We start from the raw sequence: 20,203 nt of genomic DNA, 5'->3' as shown, positions 1-20,203 counted from the left end.
GATCGTCTCAGCGCGGCGGCGTCAGGTGCCGGATCGCTTCCAGCGGATAGCGGATGCCGGCCTGGTAGTCGGCGATGCAGGTTTGTACCGAGGGGCTGCGCCAGCGCGATTCGGCCTGCAGGATCTCATCCGGCGTCATCCACACCGTGCGTTCGATGCCGGCGTCGAGCGGGCGGTCCGGATGATGGCGCAAGGCGGTTGCGGCAAACGCAAAGCGCACGAACGGATACGCCAGATCCCTGGGCTGCCATTCGTAGATGCCGAGCAGCTGGGTCGGCTCCACGTCCCAGCCGGCTTCTTCCAGCGTTTCGCGACGCGCCGCTTCGATCAGCGTCTCGCCCGGTTCCCAATGGCCGGCCGGCTGATTCAGCACCAGCGTGCCATTGATGCGTTCTTCGATCAGCAGGAAGCGGCCTTCGCGCTCGACGATCGTCGCGACGACGATATGCGGCACCCAGTCCTTGTTCGTCGCCGGCATTACTCCGACGCTCCTTCGACGGCCTGTACGACTGGCGCCGCGGGCGAGGCGAGCTGGCCCTTGCGGCGGATGTGGTAATAGCCCTGGTTGTCGGGCGCGCCGAGGCCGGCGAGCATGTTGACCAGCGGCGGCGGCGCATCGGCCTTGGCCTTGATCTGCAGATGCATTTCGTAGCTGCTGTCGGCGAGCAGCTGCGCATCGCCGCTGACGTCGAGCGGGCCGCGCAGGGTTTTGACGAGCGCGGCGAGACCCTGGTCCGAGGGTGCGACATCGGCGACGAAATCGCCGAGCGACATCGGCTCGCGGCCGAGCTTCCACGACAGGCCATTGAGTTCGATGTGGCCTTGCGCGGTGGTCGGCAGGCCGTGCTTCAAGACAAGCTTCTCAGCCTGCAGGCCGAGCATGCCGTCGATCGGCAGGAACATCTTGAAGGCGGCCAGCAGCGGCTTCACCGATCCACTGGCGCGAAAGTCGTCGATCAGCGTAGTGCCGAACAGGGTCTGCGCAACCCGGCCGTCCAGCACCACGCCATCACCGGTGCCGGCAAGCTGAAAGCCGGCGCGGCCCAGCAGCAGCAGCCAGGGCTGCAGGGTCCAGTGCAGATCGCGCACCGCGGTCTGGTTGTGCACGACCAGCCCTGAGGCTCCGCCCTCACGCAGCGAGCCTTCGATGCCGACCAATTCGATATCGTGCTCCGCTGGCTTGAAATGGCCGTAGATCACGGCCAGCGGCGCGCGCGTGATCAGCGTGTAGAAGAACACCAGCAGGCACAGCAGGATCAGCCAAGAAGTTTTCATGCGGATCAGCTGGCGCGCGTCAATGACATGCGGACGTTGACCAGGCCGGTGCCGGACTGTGCTTCAACATCGAGCGCCTGCACGCTGACGCCGTACTTGGCTTGCAGCTCGGCCAGCCAGCGCACCAGGCTGTCGAAAGGCACTTCTTCGAAACGCACTTTCACCTCGTGATCACCTTCGGGCTGCAGGCTCGCCGGCGGCTTGGCCAGCGTGCCGTTGCGCGTCGACTGGTCGATCGCCGCCAGCAGCGACATGCCGCGTCCGACCTGGGCGGCGCCGCTTTTCGGGCCGGCGGCGGCAACGGCCGCCGCCGCGGTCTCGAGCTGCGCGGCAAGCGCGCGTGACGAGGCCAGCGCCGCGACGCGGCTGCCGTGAGCGTTCGCGACCGGCTCGATCACGCCCAGATACAGCGCCGTCAGCAGCACGACGATGCTGCCGACCACCACGATCACTCGTTCACGCGGCGCCAGCTTGATGTAGCGGCTGCGCGCCTCGTCGATGACTTTCTGGATTGCGGCGTTGGCCATCAGGCGGGGCTCAGTTTCAGGCGCACTTGCACGCCTTCGCTGCTGGCGTCGGCGGACTGCACTTCGAGCGCGGTCGCGCGCTGCGACGAGAACCATTCACGCAGGCGTTCGACGACCTGCAGATCGGTTGCGCGCATCGCCAGGTACAGTGCCCCTTCGCGATATTGCAGGCTCTGCAGCTTGAGCCCCTGATTGGCGCCGAGCGCCTGCGACAGGGTTTCCATCAGCATGAAAACGCCGCCGGTCTTGCCGCTGCCTTTCAGCGCGCGGATCTGCTGATCGACCTGCGCACTCAGGTCGACGATCCGGGTCTCGGCCGGGAATAGTTCCTGGAAGCGGCCGATGTTGGCCTGGTCCTGCGCGGCGATTTCGCGCGACAGCTGTGAGGTCTGTACGCCATAGATCGCTGCGCCCAGCAGCAGGCAGATGCCGGCGAGCGCTGCGGCGGCACGCCAGGGCTTCCAGTGGCGCTCGTAGTCCTGGCTCAGCGAATAGCTGCCCTGCAGCAGGTTGATGCTCAGCGCCGGCTGCAGGTGCCGGCTGTACGCCTCCAGTGCGCTGCCATAGCCGGGCAGCAGCTCGAGCGGCCATTCGATGCGGCTGTAATCGAGCCCGGCGTTGGCCAGGATCAGCAGGCGCAGCGCACGGGTTTTTTCCGGGTCGGCCAGCTGGAGATAGGTCACCAGATCTTCCGGCGCGCAGCAGAAGCCGGAGTAGGGGCCACTGCGCACGATCACCTGGCCAGCCTCGATCAGCGCGCTCCAGCGCGCCGCCTCGGAGTCCCAGGGCAGCGCCAGTGATTCCGGGTACAGGCCCTCGGGGTTCAGGCCGCGTTCGCGGAATGGCGCCATCCAGGCTGCCATCAAGGCGCGGCTCACGACCGCGACCGGCCAGCTGCCGTCGGCCTGGCGCGTGCCGAGCGCGAAGTGCAGTGTGTCGACATCGTCGGCGAGTTGGTCTTCGAGCTGGTAGGGCGCGGCGGCGAGCACCTTGGCGGGCTGGCGTGCCGGCACCGTGACCGAGGCCAGGCGCACGTCGGAGCCCGGCACGATCACCGCGATGCGGCGGCCGCCGACGCGGTCCAGCGCCTGGCTCAGCGGCGCGTGCTGAATGCCCACCGCGCCGGTGTGATCGCCCGGCGCAATGCCATAGCCGACGAGCGCCTCGCCAATGGCATCAGCGGGCACGCCCGAGGGCAGGCGAATGTAGAAGATTTCGCGCAAGCGATCGATTTCGAGTGGGTTATTCGCTGTCGGTACTGCGGGCCAGTACCACGGGATCGCCCTGCGAGGGGCGGTAAAACAGGCAATATATTGCCACATGCGAGCTGCCGATGGACGCGTCGGCGCGTAGCTGGAAGTACGAGCTGCTGACGCTCAATCGAGCTGGCTTGGCGTCGCCCGGTCCGGTGAACAGGCCCTTGGTCTGCATTTCGCCCGGCGTCTCCAGCGGCTTCTGGAGGCGCTCCTTGAGGAAGCTTTGGGTGTCGGAGCTGGTTTTGACTTCCAGCGCGAGCACCAGCGCCTCGGGCGCGGTGTTGATGTTGATCGGCACGTCGGTTCGCGGCAAGGCGCTGATGTACGGCAGCAGCGCCGCATAGATGTCCTTGTTGATGCCCTTGACCGCCATCAGCTCGGTGACGCTCTGCATCAGGCGGTTGGCCGTTCGATACGGCACGGCGGGCGGCCGCAGCGCCAGATATTCATTGTCCTCGGCGCCGTCGTACGGCGTCGGATTCTGGTCCGCGTCGACCCAGTCGGTGATCGCCTCCGACAGCGGCAGCGCCAGGGCCGGATCGAGCTTCAGCTGCTCGAACAGGCGCGTGAAAATGTCCTGCCATTCCTTTCGCACGATAGGGTCGGTGACGCCGAAATTATTCAGATTGAAGCGGCCCTGCTCGTCGATGATGCGGCCGGCCAGAACGCCCTGCTCGACCGGCAGCGCATCCACCGGCTGTGCCCAGATGTCGCTGAGGCCGTCGTACTTGTTCTCCTTGGCATCGCGCTGGAGGATGGTCTTGACCCAGGCCTCGACGCCGATCGCATACCACCAGGCTTTCTCGGTTTCCTGCAGCGTCGCGGTGCGCTGGATCGCGAGGCTCCCGGCCGACAGTACCGCGGTCGCGGCGATCACCGCGATCGACACCACCAGGATCGCGGTGATCAGCGCGATGCCGCGCTGGCGCCGCGGCAGCGCCGTCCTCGGCGGCTTATTCATCATCGGGATTGGTCGGAGTCTGGGTCCCGGGCGTGTCCTTGTCCGAGTCGTCGTCGTTCGAGCCCGAGCCGATTCCCGTGCTGGAGCCTGTGGTTGGCGGCGGCACATTTGCGCCCGCGGGCGTGGGCTCCGAACCCGGCTTGAACACGAAGCGCAGCTCGCCCATGTCCTTGGTCACCAGGGTCAGCTCGATCGCCAGCGGCGGCTTTTCGGTGCTGCCCTGCGTGGTCTGCGGCTGATTCCGGCTCGCCGTCGCGGCCCATTCGGTGACCCATTCGCGCTGCTCGTCCATGTAGCGCAATTTGAAATCGTCGACGCGGTCGAGCAGCGTGACGCGCGCCGGCTGCGAGTCCTGTGCACGGTCCAGCACGCGGTAGCTGGCGCGTTCCAGCTTGTGGTCGGTGAGCCGGTAGACCACGCGCTCGAAACTGCTGCGCGGCAGGTACAGCGGGTTGCGCCAGCCGCCGCGGGTGAACTCCACGATGTTGTCGCGCGAGCCGAGCAGCGCGGGCTGCGGGTCGCCGAAGTTGTCGCGGATCGGACGCAGCGCCAGGTTCTGGAAATCGTTGCGCATGCGCATGTAGGCGCGCTGCAGGTCGGCGGTGCGCTCGATCGAGGCTTCGACCGCGGTGCGGGTTTTCAGCACGCTGTTGAGGCCGCCGTAGGCCATTGCCGACATGATGCCGAAGATCAGCACCACCAGGATGATTTCGATCAGCGTGAAGCCCTGATGCCGGCGTGGCGGCGTGACCCCAACACGGTTCACTTTGTCGCGTAGGGCGGGAGGAGCGCAGCGTATCCCGCCGCCCCGTCGCGAAAGGCGGGATGCTCCCGCCCTACAACTCCGCGTTAACTGAACGGTATTGGGCGTAAGCCTATTCATCTGCCGATCATTTGCCGACGAAGCTCGACACCGACGCCAGCGCGCCGTTGTTTTTGCTGTTGCCACGATGGTCGTCGGGTGCCATCACGTCCAGATCGACGCGGCGCAGATTGTCGTCGTCGGTCTTCTTGACCTCGGCTTTCCAGCGCCATTTGACGCCGGCCATCTCGGCTTCGCCGTTGGTCTTGCCGATGTCAGGCCAGGTCGGCTGCAGCGCGATTTCGGTCAGGCGGTTGTGCGCCACCCAGATCGCGATGGTCTTCTGTCGCAGGTAGGCGGCGTTGCTGGTGAAGCGCGCCATGCCCGAGATCACCGCGCCCAGCGCCATCGCCAGCACGGCGACCGCGACGAGCACTTCGACCAGGGTGAAGCCGCGTGCCCGCATCGCCGGGCGCCGGCTCACTTGCTCGCCTGCTGGCGTTGCAAGGTGCAGCGGCTCAGAACGTCGCAGTCGAGCCGATAGTAGCTCGCATAGTTCTTCAGCTTCAGGTCCAGCTGAAAGGCGCTGGCATCGCCGCTCGACAGCAGGAAGATCTGCGGCTGCGGGCGATTCTTGGGCTTGTCGTTGTCCAGGTGCAGTTCGCTGTCGGCGCCCGGGTCCTTCTTCTCGTCGTCCTTCTTGTCGTCAGCCTCTTTCTGGCGACGCTCTTCGGCGTGATTGACCTCGACCGGCTTGACTTTCTGGCCCTCGACGGTCAGCTCCAGGTAGAACGGCGCCGCGATCTCGCGCGGGCGCAGCGTGCCTTCATCGACCGGCTGCCACAGGCCGCGGTTGTCCATGCTCAGGAACTCGAAGCCCTCGGTGGTCGTGCGCAGGCCGATTTCGACACCCTGGATCTGCGCCTGCTCGGCCGCGAACAGGATCAGCTGCTGCAGGCGCTTGGACTCGGCCTGCAGCCGGTCATCATTCGTGCGATTGCCGATCGACAGGCTGACGAAGCTCGCCAGGATGCCGACGATCACCATCACCACCATGATCTCGATCAGCGTGAAGCCGTCCTCGCGATCTACCCGGGTTCCGTGATGCTTTGCGCCTGAGTCGAACGCCATCCATGGCGCGATATTCGCCCGGTTTTTTAGCCGCGGCCGGGTCATCCATGCCCCGGCGTTCGATGCGAACGAGGCCGTCGGCCTCATTCGCATCTCACCCACCGAGATTCCAGTTGCCGATATCGGCATTGACGCCGTCGCCGCCCGGGCGATTGTCGGCGCCCAGCGAGAAGATATCGATCTCGCCCTTCACGCCCGGCGACAGGTACTGGTAGGGATTGCCCCAGGGATCGTTCGGCAATTTGGCGACATAGCCGCCTTGCTTCCAGTTCTTGGCCTGCGGCTCGCCGGACGGCGGCGCGACCAGCGCTTCCAGGCCCTGCTGGGTCGTCGGGTAGACGAAATTGTCGAGCTTGTACAGGTTCAGCGAGGACTCGAGCACACGCACATCCTGCTTGGCTTTGGCGATGCGCGCGTCGTCGGGTCTGTTCATAATGCGGGGCACCACGACCGCCGCCAGGATGCCGAGAATGACGACGACGACCATGATCTCGATCAGCGTGAAGCCGCGCGAACGCGCCGGGATCGGGACGGGCATGGCCGGGGCCGGGATGGATGCATCGCGGGCTGCGCCGAGGCGCGGCCGAAAGGATGTGTGCATGTTGGGAGTGTGCCGTTCGGGTCGCAAAGAGATAGCCGGGAATGATACCAAACGCTTCTGACAACACTGAGCCCGGCTTGTTCGCACGCTCAGTATGGTGGGCGCCTGTGGCATTGATGTTGCTGTTGCTAGCTGCGGAGTTAGGGGGCGGTCATGTGCGCGATCTACTGTGTTACCAGCGCACGGCGATCGCAGCCGGGCAGTGGTGGCGCCTGCTGACCGGCAATTTCGTGCACCTGGGCTGGTATCACCTGTTTCTGAATGAGCTGGGACTGATCGTGCTGGTGTTGCTGTGCCCGGAGCGCCTGAGCTTGTGGGTGCTGGCGCGCAGGGTCGTGCTGATCGGCCTGGCGATGTCGCTGTGCCTGTATGCGTTCGTGCCGGGGCTGCACAGTTATGTCGGCATGTCCGGAGTCATTCACGGTCTGTTCGTGCTGGGCTTGTTGCCGCAGTTGCGGCGACGCGACCTGGTGAGCCTGGGCTGCCTGATATTTTTGCTGGGCAAGCTCGGCTACGAGCAGTTAGCCGGAGCGCCGGTGTCGGACGAAGCCGCGATCGGCGGATCGGTAATTACCGATGCGCATTTCTTCGGCGCGATCGCAGCCTTGGTTTATGCGCTGATATTCGGCAACTGGCGTGGCGGCCCGGAGCGCGGCGCCCGAGCGCCGGCAACCGCGAGCGAGCCTGCGGCAGGGCGTGCCTAGGCGCTATAAGAGAAGCAAGGACGTCGGTATCGCGGCACAAGGCCGTATAGGGAGAGTGATAAGAGATGAAGTACGCGTTGTTGTTTCCCGGGCAGGGTTCGCAGGCGGTCGGCATGCTGGGCAAGCACGCCGCCAGCGAGATCGAGCCGACGTTTCGCGAGGCCTCCGAGGTGCTCGGCTGGGACGTCGCCAAGCTGGTGCTGGAAGGCCCGGCCGAAGAGCTGAACCGCACCGAACGCACGCAGCCCGCGCTGCTGGCTGCCGGCATCGCGCTATGGCGCATCTGGCGCAAGCAGGAGCCACCGTCCCCGGCCGCGCTCGCCGGTCACAGTCTCGGTGAATACACCGCGCTGGTTGCCGCCGGCAGCCTGCGTTTTGCCGACGCGCTGAAACTCGTCGAGCTGCGCGGCCAGTTGATGCAGGCCGCAGTGCCGGAGGGCAGCGGCGGCATGGTGGCGGTGCTCGGCCTGGACGACGGCAGGATCGAAGCGGTGTGCAAAAGCTATCCGGGCAGCGAGGTGCTGGAGCCGGTCAATTTCAACTCGCCGGGGCAGGTCGTGGTGGCGGGGCAGACTGTCGCCCTCGACTGGCTGCAGGCCAACGGCAAGTCGCTGGGCGCGAAGCTGGTGAAGCGCCTGCCGGTGTCGGTGCCCTCGCATTGCTCGCTGATGCGAGGCGCGGCCGAACAGCTCGCCGAGCAGCTTGATCAAACGTCCGTTCAACCGCCGGCCATCCCGGTCTTCCATAATCTCGATGCGATGGCTCACAGCACACCCGACGAAATCCGCCAGGCCTTGAAGGAGCAGCTGTATCGTCCGGTGCGCTGGACACAGACGATCCGCCAACTGCACGCGAATGGGGTGTCGGCGTTTCTCGAATGCGGACCGGGTTCGGTGTTGACCGGCCTCAACAAGCGCATCGTCGACGGCCTGCAGTCGGTGGCACTGGAAGACCCGGCGAATCTGGTACAGGCGCTGGCTCTGGCACGCGGCTAGTGTGCCGTCCCGCAAGTTCGTGCCATAAGTCGGCAGCGGATTTCGGTGTCCAGCAAGGCGCGACGACGAGCCATAGTCGAACTATGGTGAGGAGGAGCAACGCAGCTGGGCGCCGAAAGACGCATCGAATTATGGTACGAACTTGCGGGACGGCACACTAGGCACGATCGTCATTAGCTGATCAAGGGATACACAGGGATAAACGGATGAAATTCGATACAAACGTCGCGTTGATTACCGGCGCCAGCCGCGGCATCGGCCGCGCGATCGCCGAGCGTCTTTCGGCCGAGGGCATGAAGGTGGTCGGTACCGCGACCAGTGAAGAGGGCGCGAGGGCGATCAATGACTGGCTTGCCCCGGTCGGCGGCGCCGGGCGTGCGCTCGACGTGCGCGATGCGGTTGCCTGCACCGCCCTGGTGTCGGAGGTCGAGAAAACCTTTGGGCCGATCACGGTGCTGGTCAACAACGCCGGCATCACCCGCGACATGATCGCGCTGCGCCTCAAGGACGATGACTGGAGCGCCGTCATCGATACCAACCTGACCTCGGTTTTCCGCATGTCCAAGCTGGTGATGCGCGGCATGATGAAGCAGCGTTTCGGCCGTATCATCAACATCGGTTCGGTGGTCGGCATCATGGGTAACTTCGGGCAGGCCAACTACGCGGCGGCAAAAGCTGGCCTGACCGGCCTTTCGAAGAGTCTCGCCGCCGAACTCGGTAGTCGCAACGTCACGGTCAATGTCGTGGCTCCGGGCTTCATCGAAACCGACATGACGCGCGGCCTGCCAGACGAGGTCAAGGTCAAGCTGATGGAGCGCGTGCTGATTCCGCGTCTGGGCGCGGTGGACGAAGTCGCCTCCGCGGTCGCGTTTCTGGCTTCAACCGAGTCCGGCTACATCACCGGCCATACGCTTCACGTCAACGGTGGCATGTTCATGGCGTAGAATGAGCTCAACTTCGGTAGCTAGCGTCACGCAGCATCCCGTACACTAGGTCCGCTTTATCATCTTGTTACTTCAGACCCCAAAGAGGGAGTGTTCATGAGCAGCTTGGAAGAAAAGGTCAAGAAAATCATCGCCGAACAGTTGTCGGTCGCGGAGGATCAGATCACGCCAACCGCATCTTTCGTCGAAGATCTGGGGGCCGATTCGCTGGACACCGTCGAACTCGTCATGGCTCTTGAAGAAGAGTTTGAGATCGACATCCCCGACGAAGAAGCCGAAAAAATCGTGACGTTCCAGGACGTCCTCAACTACATCCGGTCGCACACCAACCAGCAGGCTTAATGCCCTGCTGACATTCTCCTCCATCGATAAGATCGTATGAGCCGCAGACGCGTTGTCGTCACCGGCATGGGCATTGTTTCGCCCGTCGGTTCCAGTCTCGATGTTGCATGGGCGTCCATCATTGCCGGCAAATCCGGCATCCGGCCCGTCACTTCCTACGACATGTCGGCCTACACCACTCGCTTTGCGGGCACGGTGTCGGACGATTTCGTCGCCACGGAATGGATGGGCCCGAAGGAGCTGCGCAAAACCGATCCCTTCATCCATTACGGTGTCGCCGCGGCCAAGCAGGCCATGCGCGATTCCGGGCTGGAGGTGAACGATGCCAATCGTGAACGCATCGGCGTTCTGATCGGCTCGGGGATCGGCGGCATCGGCTTTATCGAGGAAGAGTGCCGGAAGCTGCACGACAAGGGGCCGGGGCGCGTCTCGCCGTTTTTCGTGCCGGCTTCCATCATCAATATGGTGGCGGGTTACGTGTCGATCGACCTCGGTCTGACCGGCCCGAGTTTCGCCACCGTTTCGGCCTGTACCACCGCCGCGCATTCGATCGGCGTCGGCATGCGCCTGATCCAGTGCGGCGATGCCGACGTGATCATCGCCGGCGGTGCGGAAGCCGGTTCGGCCCCCGCGGGCATGGCCGGTTTCTGCCAGGCGCGCGCGCTGTCCACGCGCAACGATGATCCGGTTCGGGCTTCGCGGCCCTGGGACCAGGATCGCGACGGTTTCGTCCTCGGTGACGGTGCTGGCGTCCTGGTCATAGAAGAGTACGAGCACGCAAAAGCTCGCGGCGCCCGCATTCATGCGGAGCTGGTCGGTTTCGGCATGTCGTCGGATGCATCGCACATCACGCTGCCGCCCGCGGACGGCAACGGCGCGCGGCGTGCGATGCAGAACGCGATGCGCGATGCCGCGATCAATCCTGAGCAGATCGATTATGTGAATGCGCATGGCACCTCGACCTTGGCCGGCGATCTCGCCGAAACGGTGGCGATGAAGGATGCGCTTGGTGCTCACGCCTACAAGGTGGCCGTCAGCTCGACCAAGTCGATGACCGGGCATCTGCTCGGCGCGGCAGGTGGCATCGAGGCGGTGTTCTGCATCCTGGCGATGCGCGACGGCATTTTGCCGCCGACGATCAACCTCGATAATCCCAGCGAAGGCTGCGATCTCGACTACGTGCCGCACAAGGCGCGCGAGGCCAAGATCGATCTGGTGCTGTCCAACTCCTTCGGATTCGGCGGCACCAACGGCACGCTCGCGTTCGCGCGCCTGAAGTAGCCGCGCCTCGGCGCATGGGCATACGCGCCGAGCGGGCAGGCGAGGTCGATCTTTTCGACCTGCACCGCCGCAACCCCGCTCGTTATCCTTTTTTGTTGCAGTCGGTGGCCGGGCATCCGGTGTCCGGCCGTTACGACCTGCTGTTCGGATTCCCCGGCGATACCATCAGCGGCGCGGGCTTCTTCGACAGGCTAGCCGAGGCCTACGCGGCTGAGCGCGTGCTCCCGGACGACGACCGCGATCTGCCCTTCGTCGGCGGCTGGTTCGTGCTGCTCGGCTACGAGGTCAGCGCGCAGATCGAGCCGCGGCTACAGCTACCGCCATCGCCGCATCGTCTGCCGGACGCACTCGCGGTGCGTTGTCCGGCGGTGGCGATTTTCGATCGTACAAGACGCGTCACCACGGTCTATGCGGAAACCGAGTCTGCGCAGATCGACGCGATGCTCGGGGATCTCGACGCGCCGCCGCCTCCGGCCGAGACCGCGCCGGATATCGGCGCCGCGGTCGAGGACGAAGCGAACTCCTATCTCGCCGGGGTGCGGCGCATTCTGCAGTACCTGCGGGCCGGCGATATCTTCCAGGCCAATCTGTCGCGGGCCTGGCGCGCGCCGCTGCGCAGCGGCACCGCGGCCAGCGTGTATGCGCGGCTGCGCGGCGCGAACCCGGCGCCGTTCGCCGGCATCGTGCAATGGCAGGGGAGCAGCGTGCTAAGTTCTTCGCCCGAGCGCTTGCTGCGCATCGAAGACGGCGTCGCCGAGACCCGGCCGATCGCCGGCACGCGTCCACGCGGACGCGATGCAGCGGAAGATGCGCTGTTGCGTGAACATCTGTTAGAGAACGTCAAGGAACGCGCCGAACACGTCATGCTGATCGATCTGGAGCGCAACGACCTGGGCCGCGTGTGCCGGCCCGGGAGCGTCGAAGTCAGCGAGCTGATGACGGTCGAGAGCTACGCCCACGTGCATCACATCGTCTCCAACATTCGCGGACGTTTGCAGGGCGATGCGGGCCCGGTCGACGCACTGCGCGCGGTATTTCCAGGCGGCACCATCACCGGCTGCCCGAAAGTGCGCGCGATGGAAATTCTCGCCGAGCTGGAAGTTATCGGCCGCGGCCCCTACACCGGCGCGATGGGCTATCTGTCGCGCTGTGGCCGGCTCGATACCAACATTCTGATCCGCAGCTTTGTGCTTGAGGACGGCGTGATCAGTTTCCGCGCCGGTGCCGGCATCGTGGCGGATTCCGAACCCGAGGCAGAGCTGGCCGAGACTCGCGCAAAAGCCCGTGGTTTGCTGCTCGCGCTCGGAGCGGCCTGATGCGCCGGTTCCTGATTCGATTGTTCCGCATGCTCGGCCTGTTGATCCTGCTGGCAATCGCGATCGCCGCCTGGCTGGTCTACGACGGAAACCAACAATTGTCGATGCCGCTGAAAGTGGCCGAGCCAAGCACGATCACGATCGCCCCCGGCGCACGCATCCGCGACGTGATCCTGCAGCTGCATGCTCAGCAGCGCCTGGCCTCGCTGCGCCAGGGCGCGTATCTGGAAGCCTATGCGCGCGGCTCCGGCAAGGCCGCCGGGATCAAAGCAGGCGAGTACCGGCTCGAGCCCGGCATCAGTGCCTATCAGGCGCTGGAGCTGTGGCGGTCGGGCAAGGTCGTCGTTTATGAATTACGCATTGTCGAAGGCACGCGCTTCGATGTCGCCTTGCAGCAGGTGATGGCGCATCCTCAGATTCGTCACACGCTAACGACGACCGACAAGGAGAAGATCATGGCGGCGCTCGGTCTGGCCGGGAAGTATCCCGAGGGGCGGTTTTTCCCCGACACGTATCTGTTCCCACGCGACACCGTCGACGTCGTGGTGCTGCGCCGCGCCTTTGATGCGATGACCAAGGTGATCGACGCGGAATGGCAGACGCGCGCGGCCGATCTGCCGTACTCGAATCCGGACGAGGCGCTGAGCATGGCCTCGATTGTCGAGAAGGAAACCGGTGCTCCGGTGGAGCGGCCGCAGATCGCGGGCGTGTTCGTGCGCCGGCTGCGCATGGGTATGCGCTTGCAGACTGATCCGACCGTAATCTACGGCCTCGGTGACCAGTTCGACGGCAACCTGCGCAAGCGCGATCTGCTCGCCGCCAATCCGTATAACACCTACTTGAACACCGGCCTGCCGCCGACGCCGATCTGCCTGCCGGGCCGCGCCGCGATCAATGCGGCGCTGCATCCGGCCGACGGCGATGCGCTGTACTTCGTCTCGCGCGGCGACGGCACGCACCAGTTCTCGGCGACGCTGGAAGAGCACGAGGCGGCGGTGCGCCGCTATCAGCTCGGTGGCCGTGCGCCGCCGCCGACGGTCGATCCGACGACGAGCCCGAATCCGCAAGTCGATCCTGCGAGCCCGACGCCGTGAGTCGCGGCCGGCTGATCACGCTCGAAGGCGGCGAAGGCGCCGGCAAGACCACGCATTCGAAAACCATCGCAGCCTGGCTCAAAGCGCAAGGTCGCGACGTGATCAACACCCGCGAACCCGGCGGCTCGCCGCTGGCCGAAGCGATACGCGGCGTCGTGCTCGCCGACTGGGCCGAAGGCATCGACGCGCCGACCGAGCTGCTGCTGATTTTCGCGGCGCGCGCCGCGCACCTGCGCGCGACGCTGCTGCCGGCACTCGAGCGCGGCAGCGACGTCGTCTGCGACCGCTTCATCGACGCGAGCTGGGCCTACCAGGGTGCCGGCCGCGGCCTGCCGGCCAAAGCGCTGCAGGCGATGGAAGACCTGGTGCTGGACGGGCTGCATCCGGATCTGACGCTGATCTTCGACATCGCGCCCGAGCTGGGTCTTGCGCGCGCCAAAGGCCGCGGTAATCTGAACCGTTTCGAGGCCGAGAATCTGGCCTTCATGCAGCGCGTTCGCCAGTCGTACCTGGACCGCGCAGCCGCCGCGCCGCAACGCTGCGTGGTGCTCGACGCGAGTCTTGCGATCGATCAGGTCGAACGGCAGTTGCGCCAGGTATTGGAGTCGCGTTTATGAGCCTCGCCGCCATACTGCCGTGGCACAAAGCGCTGTGGTCGGTGGTCTGCGAAGCCCGCGCGAACGACAAGCTCGCGCATGCGCTGTTGCTGGCCGGGCCCGCCGGCGTCGGCAAGCGCCAGTTCGCGCGCGCACTGGCGCAGGCGCTGTTGTGTGAATCGCCGGATCAGCAGGGCGAGGCCTGCGGCAAGTGCCGCGGCTGCGTGCAGTTCGAGGCCGGCTCGCATCCGAACCTGTACTGGCTGCAGCCGCTGTTCGACGACAAGACCGACAAGCAGAAACGCGACATCAGCGTCGAGCAGCTGCGCGATCTCGGTGAAAAACTGGTGCTGAGCGCGTATTACGGCGGCTCGAAAGTCGTGGTGATGGACCCGGCCGACGCGCTCAACGTCAACGGCGTCAATGCGCTGCTGAAGACCATCGAGGAGCCGCCGCCGAAGACCTACATGCTGCTGGTGTCGGAGCGGCCGATGGCACTGGCCGCGACACTGCGCAGCCGCTGCCAGCGTCTGCGCTTCACGCCGCCGGCCGAAGCCGAAGCCCGCGCCTGGTTGCGCGAGCAGGAGCCGGCGCTGAGCGCCGTGGCGCTGGAACGCACGTTGGATCTGGCCCAGGGCGCGCCGCTGCGCGCGCTGGCCGGCCATAAGTCGGGGCTGCTCGAGCAGCAGGGCAAGTGGCGCAGCGACTGGCTCGAGGTCGCTGCTTCGAGCCGGGCGCCGACCGCGGCAGCGGTGGCCGTCGGCAAGGATCGCGAGCAGGTTTCGGCCTGGATCGCGGCCTTCATCGCTTTCCTCGGCGAGTTGCTGCGCGCACGCGTCAGTGGCCAGCAAGCCGGAGATCTGGGCCAGGTGCCGGGGCGCATCGGCATGACCGGGCTGCAGGCGATGCTGGACGAGGCCTACGATGCCGCGCGCCGCATCACCACCAGCGCGTCGCCGCAGCTGGTAGTGGAGTCCTTGATGATCGCGTGGTGGCGCTGGAGCATGGCGCGCGGCGCTGCCGCCCGCTAAGGTTGCGCCGTGAGCCCATGAGAGGACCTAGATCGTGGAGACGCCAACCAGAGCCGGCGCGCAGCCTGGCATCCTGACGCTGAACCTGAAGGACAAGAGCGCGCTATACGTGTCCTACATGCCGTTCATCAAGAACGGCGGCCTGTTCATCCCGACCGGAAAGGAATACCGGCTCGGCGACGAGGTGTTCATCCTGCTGACCCTGCTCGACAGTGCGGAACGCCTGCCGGTGGCGGGCAAGGTGGTCTGGGTGACGCCGCGTGCCGCGCAGGGCAAGCGCGCGCAGGGCATCGGCGTGCAGTTCAGCAGCCAGGACGGTGGCATCACCCAGAAAAAGATCGAGTCGATACTCGCCGGGGCGCTCGGCGCCGATCGGCCGACCCATACGTTGTGAGTAACGGGTAGGTTGGGGTGAGCGCAGCGAACCCCAACGTTCGTCCCGCGCCGATGCGTGGGGTTCGCTGCGCTCACCCCAACCTACGGGACTCAGCCTGTCGTCTCGATATTCAGCAGTCCATTGCCGAGCACGCAGGCCTCGAGTCCCAGATGGGCGAGGATGAAGGCGGCGACCGCACTGCTTCGTCCGTTGTCGCAGACGCAGATATAGACGGTCCCGGCCGGCAGTTCGGCGGCCTTGGAGCGCAGCCGATACAGCGGAATGTTCAGGCTGTCGGGCAGATGCCGGCCAGCGCGCTCGCTGGGCAGACGCACGTCGAGCCAGCGCGCCGTGCCGCTGGCAACGCGTCCGGCCGCGGCGTCGAAACCGAGCCGGCGGGTCCAGGCCGAGCCCAGTAGCTGGGCGAAATCGGCCTGAGACAGGCGCAGCAGCTTGACCGCGTTCTGCGCCTGCACGCTGGCGTTGCGCGGCGTCCCCGATAGCAGCGAGTCTTCACCGAAACAATCGCCGGGCCCAAACGTGGCCAGCACCAGCGGGGCGTGCCCGGGCACCTCGCGAATCACCCGGCAATGTCCTTCCACGATGACGTAGAAGTAGTCACCGGATTCGCTCTGTCGGATCAGCATCTCGCCGCTGTTGGCGCTGACCGGACTCATTCGCAGGAACATCGCCTGCAGGATGCGGGCGGGAAGTTGCTGGAAAGTCCTGCGCTGCAGCAGCCGCAGCATCCAGTCGTCGGCTGCAGTGGCCGTATGCGCACCGACTTCGCCGACGTCCACCTGCGGATCGCGACCCCAGCTGAGCATCACTTCAAGCAGGGCTGAATCGACGCTCAGGCAGGCCACGTCGCTCAGACAGCGCGCGCTCACCTGCGGCGGCGAGGTGCCCGGCAAGGGTTCCGCGGCCGCCGTGTCTCCCGCCGAGAGATGGCCGGACAGCAGCCCCGTCGGCGCTTCGAAAGCCAGCTGACCCGAGACCAGAAAATACGTATAGGCTGAGTGCTCGCCGGCGCGGAACAGGTAGTCTCCGCCGTGCCGGTGGATCAGCTTGGTCCGCTTGGCCAACTGGCTCGCGCTTTGCGAGCTGAGGCCGCGGAGGAGTGAGTACGGAGAGAAAAGCTTGAGGCTGATCGACATGCGGTTTTGCCGCCTGGTGGCCGGCTGGTGGCCGGTAAGGGACTGGCCCTTTTTGTGCCACAATATTGCATTGAATGGCTTGAACCCGGTCACGGTCTCGCCTGGGATAATTTACTAACTTACCCAGAGTTCGTACCCAGAGTTCGTACCTCGTCGAGCTTGGAGGGCGGGACGGGCGGGGATAGAACAGCGAGCAGGTACGATTAGATAACGGAGAGAGTCGAAATGGCGTCCAAGAAAGCTGCTAAGCCGGCACCTGCACCCAAGTCGAAATCGGTCGTGACCGCCGCCAGGAAACTGGTCAAGAAATCGGCCGCAGTCGCCAAGGGGGCCTTCACGAAGCCCGCTCCGAAGCCGTCGCCGAAAGCGGCTGCAAAGCCGGTCAAGGCGGCGAAACCTGCAGCAAAGCCTGCCAAACCCGCTCCCAAGGCGGTTAAGCCGACGGCCAAGGCGGCTTCAAAGCCAGTCCCCAAGAAAGCCTCTCCAACTCCGCCGGCGGCTGCCAAAGCCAAGCCCAAGGCGGCACTGCCACCCGCCAAGAAGGTGGCCAAGAAGGTAGTGGTTGCGCCGGCTCCCGCCGCAAAGCCCGTTGCAGTGAAGCCGGCCATTGAACCTCCGGTAAAGCCGGCCGTTAAAACTGAAGTTGCTGCGGCCCCTTCGCCGCCTGTCGCTACAGCTACCCCCTCGGAAAAGCCCACCAAGATCGCGGAACCGGCGGTGCCGGCCGCAACAGGAAAGATTGCCAAGATGATGTCTGTGTCCAAGCCTTCCACTACCGCCGCAAGCTCAACTCTCCCGGCCAAGCCGGCCAAGACCACCGTCCGCAGAGGCGCCGCCAACGGGCGCGTGCCATCCGAAGAAGAGATCCGCAGCATGCCGGCGGCGGATTACATGAACGACGACCAGCTCGCGTTCTTCCACGAACGCCTGTTGCAGATGCGCTCCGAAGTGCTGGCGCGCGAAGTCGACGTGAAGGAACGCCTGCATCAGCGCGAAGTGTTCGCCGATCCGGCGGACCGTGCGAGCGCCGAGGAAGAGCACTGGCTCGACCTGCGTTTGCGCGAGCGTGAATCGCTGCTGCTGCGCAAGATCGAGGACGCCTTCCGTCGCATCCGCGACAAGGAATACGGCTACTGCGAGAAGACCGGCGAGGCCATCGGTATCGCGCGTCTGCTGGCGCGCCCGACCGCGACCGTCTGCGTCGACATCAAGGGCCAGGACGAGCGCGCTGAGTCGCAGTACCGCGATCGCTGAGTGGTGCTCAGCGATGGGCGATCACTGATCGCCGCATCGCCAGCGGATGCCTGAGGACGCTGGCGTCCGGCTGGCTGCCAGGGTAGTGCTGTGGGCCGGTTCGGCTTGTCTCGAATCCACAACTTGAATTCGGCGGACGCGGTACCAGCTTCAGCGGATGCGTCGAAACCCTCTGCTGTTCGTTGCGTTCGTGAGCGTGCTGCTACACGGGTATATCGCCTGGCGTCTGTTGCCGGCACTGGATCTGGGACCGCTTGGTTTCGGTATTGGTTTTGGTTTGCTGCTGGCCTCGTGCGTGCTGGTGCCGGCACCGCTACTGCTGCGCTTGAGCCGCCTGCCGGAACGCAGCGCCGATGCTTTGGCCTGGGCCGGCTATCTGGCAATGGGCGTGTTTTCGAGCCTGCTCATACTGTGTTTGTTGCGCGACATCACGCTCGCCGGGTTCGCCGCCTGGAGTCTGTTGCAGCCCGTTTCGGTGAATGGTGGACCGCTGCAACATCGGTCAGCCGTCGCGGTTGTAATGCTGAGTCTGGCGGTCAGCCTGATCGGCCTGGTGAATGCTCGCCGGCTTGCCAAAGTGGTAAACGTTGATCTGCCGATCGCGGGCTTGCCGCTCGCGCTTTCCGGTTTCACGATCGTGCAACTCAGCGATATCCACGTCGGGCCGACGATCAAGCGAGGCTATCTGGACGCGATCGTCCGCCGCGTCAACGGTCTCGACGCCGATCTGGTCGCGATCACCGGTGACGTCGTAGACGGCAGCGTCGCGAGTCTGCGCGCGCACGTGGCGCCCCTGTCCGAGCTGCGTTCGCGGCACGGTACGTATTGCGTTACCGGCAACCACGAGTACTACCACGGCGTCGAAGCCTGGCTGCCGGAATGGCGGCGCCTGGGTATGCGTGTACTGCTCAATGAAAACCAGGTCCTGAGTCACGACGGCGAGCGCCTGCTGATTGGCGGCGTCACTGATTTCAGTGGGGGGCACTTCGACGTGACCCATACCAGTGATCCCGCGGCAGCCGCTCGCAGCGACGAGCCCGTCGCGATCAAGGTTTTGCTGGCTCATCAGCCGCGCTCCGCAGCGGCAGCCGCCGAAGCGGGATTCGATGTTCAACTGTCCGGGCATACCCACGGTGGCCAGTTCCTGCCGTGGAATCTGTTTGTGCCAATGCAGCAACCCTTCGTGGCTGGCCTGAATCGATTGAAACAGCTGTTGGTGTATACCAGTCGTGGAACCGGCTACTGGGGGCCGCCACTGCGATTTTTTGCGCCCTCGGAAATCACGAGGTTGCGATTGGTGTCGGTTTAACACTCATCCTGAGCCAGGATTGAGTGTGCTGCCGTACAGAGCAAAGCGCGCTCTGCGCGCAAGCTCGGCCGGTTACCAACCAAGGCCACTACAATGATGAACATGGACGAACAGTCGTTGGCAGTGTCGATGGCCTCGATCGACAGCCCCCAGACCCAGCGGGGCGCAACGCACTATCCTCACTCGCGCGTCGATTCGGGCACGCTGCTGCAGAACCCGGTCGACGCTGCAGCCGACGCGCCCAAGCCTGCAAAGACAAGGCTGGCGCGTAAAAGGGCCGGGCCTTCCTCGCGGATTGGAAAGTAGCCTTCTTCCAAGCTGGGTGCGGGATTCAACAGAGTGCCTGCCGGGTGCAGGCAAGCTCTGATCAAGTCCCAAGCGTTCGCATTGCCAATTCGTCCGCCCCTCGGTCGTGGACGGCCGGGGCAATTGACGCCGATCAATGTGGGCGCGTATCGCAGCCGCTACGGTGGTCGCACATCGTCCCGTCGTCCAATCGGTCGGCGCGCGATTTGGCGATTTTCCGTTCAATACAGGAGCTTTCTCATGCTGCTATCCCAGACCGTGGTCTGGCTCGATCACCACAGCGCTCAAGTGTTGCAGTTCGACGCCGAAGACGTGCAAACCCGGAAGCTCAAGGAACATCATCATCACACTCGCCAGCACCGCAGCAGCGTGCGCACCGAACATGAATTCTTCGGCGAGGTCTGCGATGCGCTGGCGGGCCTCGGCGAGATTCTGGTGACCAGTTCGCATACCGCGCAGGCCGACTTCCGCCACTACGTGGACAAGCACCGCGCGGCCTTGGCGCCGCAGATTGTCGGCTGGGAGATCGTGGATCATCCCAGCGAAGGCCAACTGCTGGCCCTTGCGCGTGAGTATTTCCTCAAGCATGCACTTATGGCGTCTACACCCTGATCAGCTGATGGCCGCCGCCAAGGTGGTGCGCACGATCAAGCCGCAGACTGCGGATCAACGAGTGCGGCTTTTTGCGGAGCCGTAGGCCTGCTGCTCTGAATGTGCGACAAGTCGATGCGGGTCCGGTCGATCCAGTAGCGATCGGCACCGCCGGTTCTTCTGCCGCTTGCGGGAGGAGGAACGGGGCCGGCGCTACCTGCGGCGGTTGTGGCCGATCAAAGCTGCTGGGTTAAGCTTCGATCTCGCCCGGGAGGATCGCCGTGCTTGCCTGTCAAAACTGTCATGCAGACAATCCCGCGGGCGCCCGATTCTGCAATCAATGCGGCAGGCGTT

At 65.0% G+C, this 20,203-nt stretch carries 23 protein-coding genes and 1 pseudogene; 14 read left to right on the top strand and 10 right to left on the bottom strand.

The window, feature by feature from the left end; translation table 11 throughout:
* Positions 1-7: 7 nt before the first annotated feature.
* The 9 genes from JWQ90_RS02675 to gspG form a co-directional block, all read right to left on the bottom strand.
* The gene (locus tag JWQ90_RS02675) at positions 8-478 is read right to left on the bottom strand and encodes an NUDIX hydrolase (protein ID WP_299688949.1); all 471 of its coding nucleotides are present in this window, start codon (positions 476-478) and stop codon (positions 8-10) included.
* Positions 478-1,275: a type II secretion system protein N gene (locus JWQ90_RS02670; RefSeq protein ID WP_299688947.1), complete on the bottom strand. Its 798-nt coding sequence runs from the start codon at positions 1,273-1,275 to the stop codon at positions 478-480. The genes JWQ90_RS02675 and JWQ90_RS02670 overlap by 1 nt, the downstream gene beginning before the upstream one ends.
* Positions 1,276-1,280: 5 nt before the next feature.
* Complete coding sequence (gspM, locus tag JWQ90_RS02665; RefSeq protein WP_299688945.1) at positions 1,281-1,802, bottom strand: type II secretion system protein GspM; 522 nt, start codon at positions 1,800-1,802, stop codon at positions 1,281-1,283.
* The gene (gene gspL / locus JWQ90_RS02660) at positions 1,802-3,025 is read right to left on the bottom strand and encodes a type II secretion system protein GspL (protein WP_299688943.1); all 1,224 of its coding nucleotides are present in this window, start codon (positions 3,023-3,025) and stop codon (positions 1,802-1,804) included. The genes gspM and gspL overlap by 1 nt, the downstream gene beginning before the upstream one ends.
* A gap of 19 nt (positions 3,026-3,044) precedes the next feature.
* Positions 3,045-4,019 (bottom strand): type II secretion system minor pseudopilin GspK, encoded by a 975-nt coding sequence (gene gspK / locus JWQ90_RS02655; protein WP_299688941.1) that lies wholly within the window; start codon positions 4,017-4,019, stop codon positions 3,045-3,047.
* Complete coding sequence (gene gspJ, locus JWQ90_RS02650; protein WP_299688939.1) at positions 4,012-4,785, bottom strand: type II secretion system minor pseudopilin GspJ; 774 nt, start codon at positions 4,783-4,785, stop codon at positions 4,012-4,014. The genes gspK and gspJ overlap by 8 nt, the downstream gene beginning before the upstream one ends.
* Before the next feature lie 124 nt (positions 4,786-4,909).
* Complete coding sequence (gene gspI, locus JWQ90_RS02645; RefSeq protein ID WP_299688937.1) at positions 4,910-5,305, bottom strand: type II secretion system minor pseudopilin GspI; 396 nt, start codon at positions 5,303-5,305, stop codon at positions 4,910-4,912.
* Positions 5,302-5,952 carry a type II secretion system minor pseudopilin GspH gene (gene gspH / locus JWQ90_RS02640; RefSeq protein WP_299688935.1) on the bottom strand — a complete coding sequence of 217 codons (651 nt, stop codon included), beginning with the start codon at positions 5,950-5,952 and terminating at the stop codon, positions 5,302-5,304. Before gspH ends, gspI begins: the two co-directional genes overlap by 4 nt.
* Positions 5,953-6,046: 94 nt before the next feature.
* Positions 6,047-6,490, bottom strand: coding sequence for a type II secretion system major pseudopilin GspG (gene gspG, locus JWQ90_RS02635; RefSeq protein ID WP_299688933.1), 444 nt, complete (start codon positions 6,488-6,490; stop codon positions 6,047-6,049).
* Positions 6,491-6,708: 218 nt separating this feature from the next.
* On the opposite strand from gspG, the gene rrtA reads away from it, so the two are divergent.
* The 10 genes from rrtA to JWQ90_RS02585 all read left to right on the top strand — a co-directional run bounded on the left by rrtA (position 6,709) and on the right by JWQ90_RS02585 (position 15,250).
* Positions 6,709-7,257 (top strand): rhombosortase, encoded by a 549-nt coding sequence (gene rrtA / locus JWQ90_RS02630; RefSeq protein ID WP_299688931.1) that lies wholly within the window; start codon positions 6,709-6,711, stop codon positions 7,255-7,257.
* Positions 7,258-7,322: 65 nt separating this feature from the next.
* Entirely contained in the window at positions 7,323-8,252 is a 930-nt protein-coding gene (gene fabD, locus JWQ90_RS02625; RefSeq protein ID WP_299688929.1) for an ACP S-malonyltransferase, read from the top strand.
* Between the two features lie 206 nt (positions 8,253-8,458).
* Positions 8,459-9,196 carry a 3-oxoacyl-ACP reductase FabG gene (gene fabG, locus JWQ90_RS02620; protein WP_299688927.1) on the top strand — a complete coding sequence of 246 codons (738 nt, stop codon included), beginning with the start codon at positions 8,459-8,461 and terminating at the stop codon, positions 9,194-9,196.
* Between the two features lie 96 nt (positions 9,197-9,292).
* Complete coding sequence (gene acpP / locus JWQ90_RS02615) at positions 9,293-9,538, top strand: acyl carrier protein (protein WP_299688925.1); 246 nt, start codon at positions 9,293-9,295, stop codon at positions 9,536-9,538.
* A 36-nt stretch (positions 9,539-9,574) separates the two neighbouring features.
* Positions 9,575-10,819, top strand: coding sequence for a beta-ketoacyl-ACP synthase II (gene fabF, locus JWQ90_RS02610; protein ID WP_299688923.1), 1,245 nt, complete (start codon positions 9,575-9,577; stop codon positions 10,817-10,819).
* 14 nt (positions 10,820-10,833) lie between these two features.
* Entirely contained in the window at positions 10,834-12,135 is a 1,302-nt protein-coding gene (locus tag JWQ90_RS02605; protein ID WP_299688921.1) for an aminodeoxychorismate synthase component I, read from the top strand.
* Positions 12,135-13,229 carry an endolytic transglycosylase MltG gene (gene mltG, locus JWQ90_RS02600; RefSeq protein ID WP_299688918.1) on the top strand — a complete coding sequence of 365 codons (1,095 nt, stop codon included), beginning with the start codon at positions 12,135-12,137 and terminating at the stop codon, positions 13,227-13,229. Before JWQ90_RS02605 ends, mltG begins: the two co-directional genes overlap by 1 nt.
* Complete coding sequence (gene tmk / locus JWQ90_RS02595; protein ID WP_299688915.1) at positions 13,226-13,846, top strand: dTMP kinase; 621 nt, start codon at positions 13,226-13,228, stop codon at positions 13,844-13,846. Before mltG ends, tmk begins: the two co-directional genes overlap by 4 nt.
* Positions 13,843-14,856 (top strand): DNA polymerase III subunit delta', encoded by a 1,014-nt coding sequence (gene holB / locus JWQ90_RS02590; RefSeq protein WP_299688912.1) that lies wholly within the window; start codon positions 13,843-13,845, stop codon positions 14,854-14,856. Before tmk ends, holB begins: the two co-directional genes overlap by 4 nt.
* Positions 14,857-14,887: 31 nt before the next feature.
* Positions 14,888-15,250, top strand: coding sequence for a PilZ domain-containing protein (locus tag JWQ90_RS02585; protein WP_366919418.1), 363 nt, complete (start codon positions 14,888-14,890; stop codon positions 15,248-15,250).
* A 92-nt stretch (positions 15,251-15,342) separates the two neighbouring features.
* Here JWQ90_RS02585 and JWQ90_RS02580 read toward each other — a convergent pair whose 3' ends face one another.
* Complete coding sequence (locus JWQ90_RS02580; protein WP_299688906.1) at positions 15,343-16,317, bottom strand: cyclic nucleotide-binding domain-containing protein; 975 nt, start codon at positions 16,315-16,317, stop codon at positions 15,343-15,345.
* A gap of 297 nt (positions 16,318-16,614) precedes the next feature.
* On the opposite strand from JWQ90_RS02580, the gene JWQ90_RS02575 reads away from it, so the two are divergent.
* The 4 genes and pseudogenes from JWQ90_RS02575 to JWQ90_RS29090 form a co-directional block, all read left to right on the top strand.
* A complete protein-coding gene (locus JWQ90_RS02575; RefSeq protein WP_299688903.1) occupies positions 16,615-17,643 on the top strand; it encodes a TraR/DksA C4-type zinc finger protein in 1,029 nt (342 codons plus the stop codon).
* Between the two features lie 157 nt (positions 17,644-17,800).
* Positions 17,801-18,952 (top strand): metallophosphoesterase, encoded by a 1,152-nt coding sequence (locus JWQ90_RS02570; RefSeq protein ID WP_299688900.1) that lies wholly within the window; start codon positions 17,801-17,803, stop codon positions 18,950-18,952.
* Positions 18,953-19,498: 546 nt separating this feature from the next.
* Positions 19,499-19,870 (top strand): hypothetical protein, encoded by a 372-nt coding sequence (locus JWQ90_RS02565; protein WP_299688897.1) that lies wholly within the window; start codon positions 19,499-19,501, stop codon positions 19,868-19,870.
* A 260-nt stretch (positions 19,871-20,130) separates the two neighbouring features.
* A pseudogene (locus JWQ90_RS29090) lies at positions 20,131-20,199 on the top strand (zinc-ribbon domain-containing protein); the annotation flags it as partial.
* Positions 20,200-20,203: the final 4 nt, after the last annotated feature.

Origin of the sequence: Hydrocarboniphaga sp. (assembly GCF_028291725.1) — a bacterium.
Classification (GTDB): Bacteria; Pseudomonadota; Gammaproteobacteria; order Nevskiales; family Nevskiaceae; genus Hydrocarboniphaga.
The sequence above is the reverse complement of the archived record's forward strand: the minus strand, read 5'-3'. Positions and strand labels throughout refer to the sequence as shown.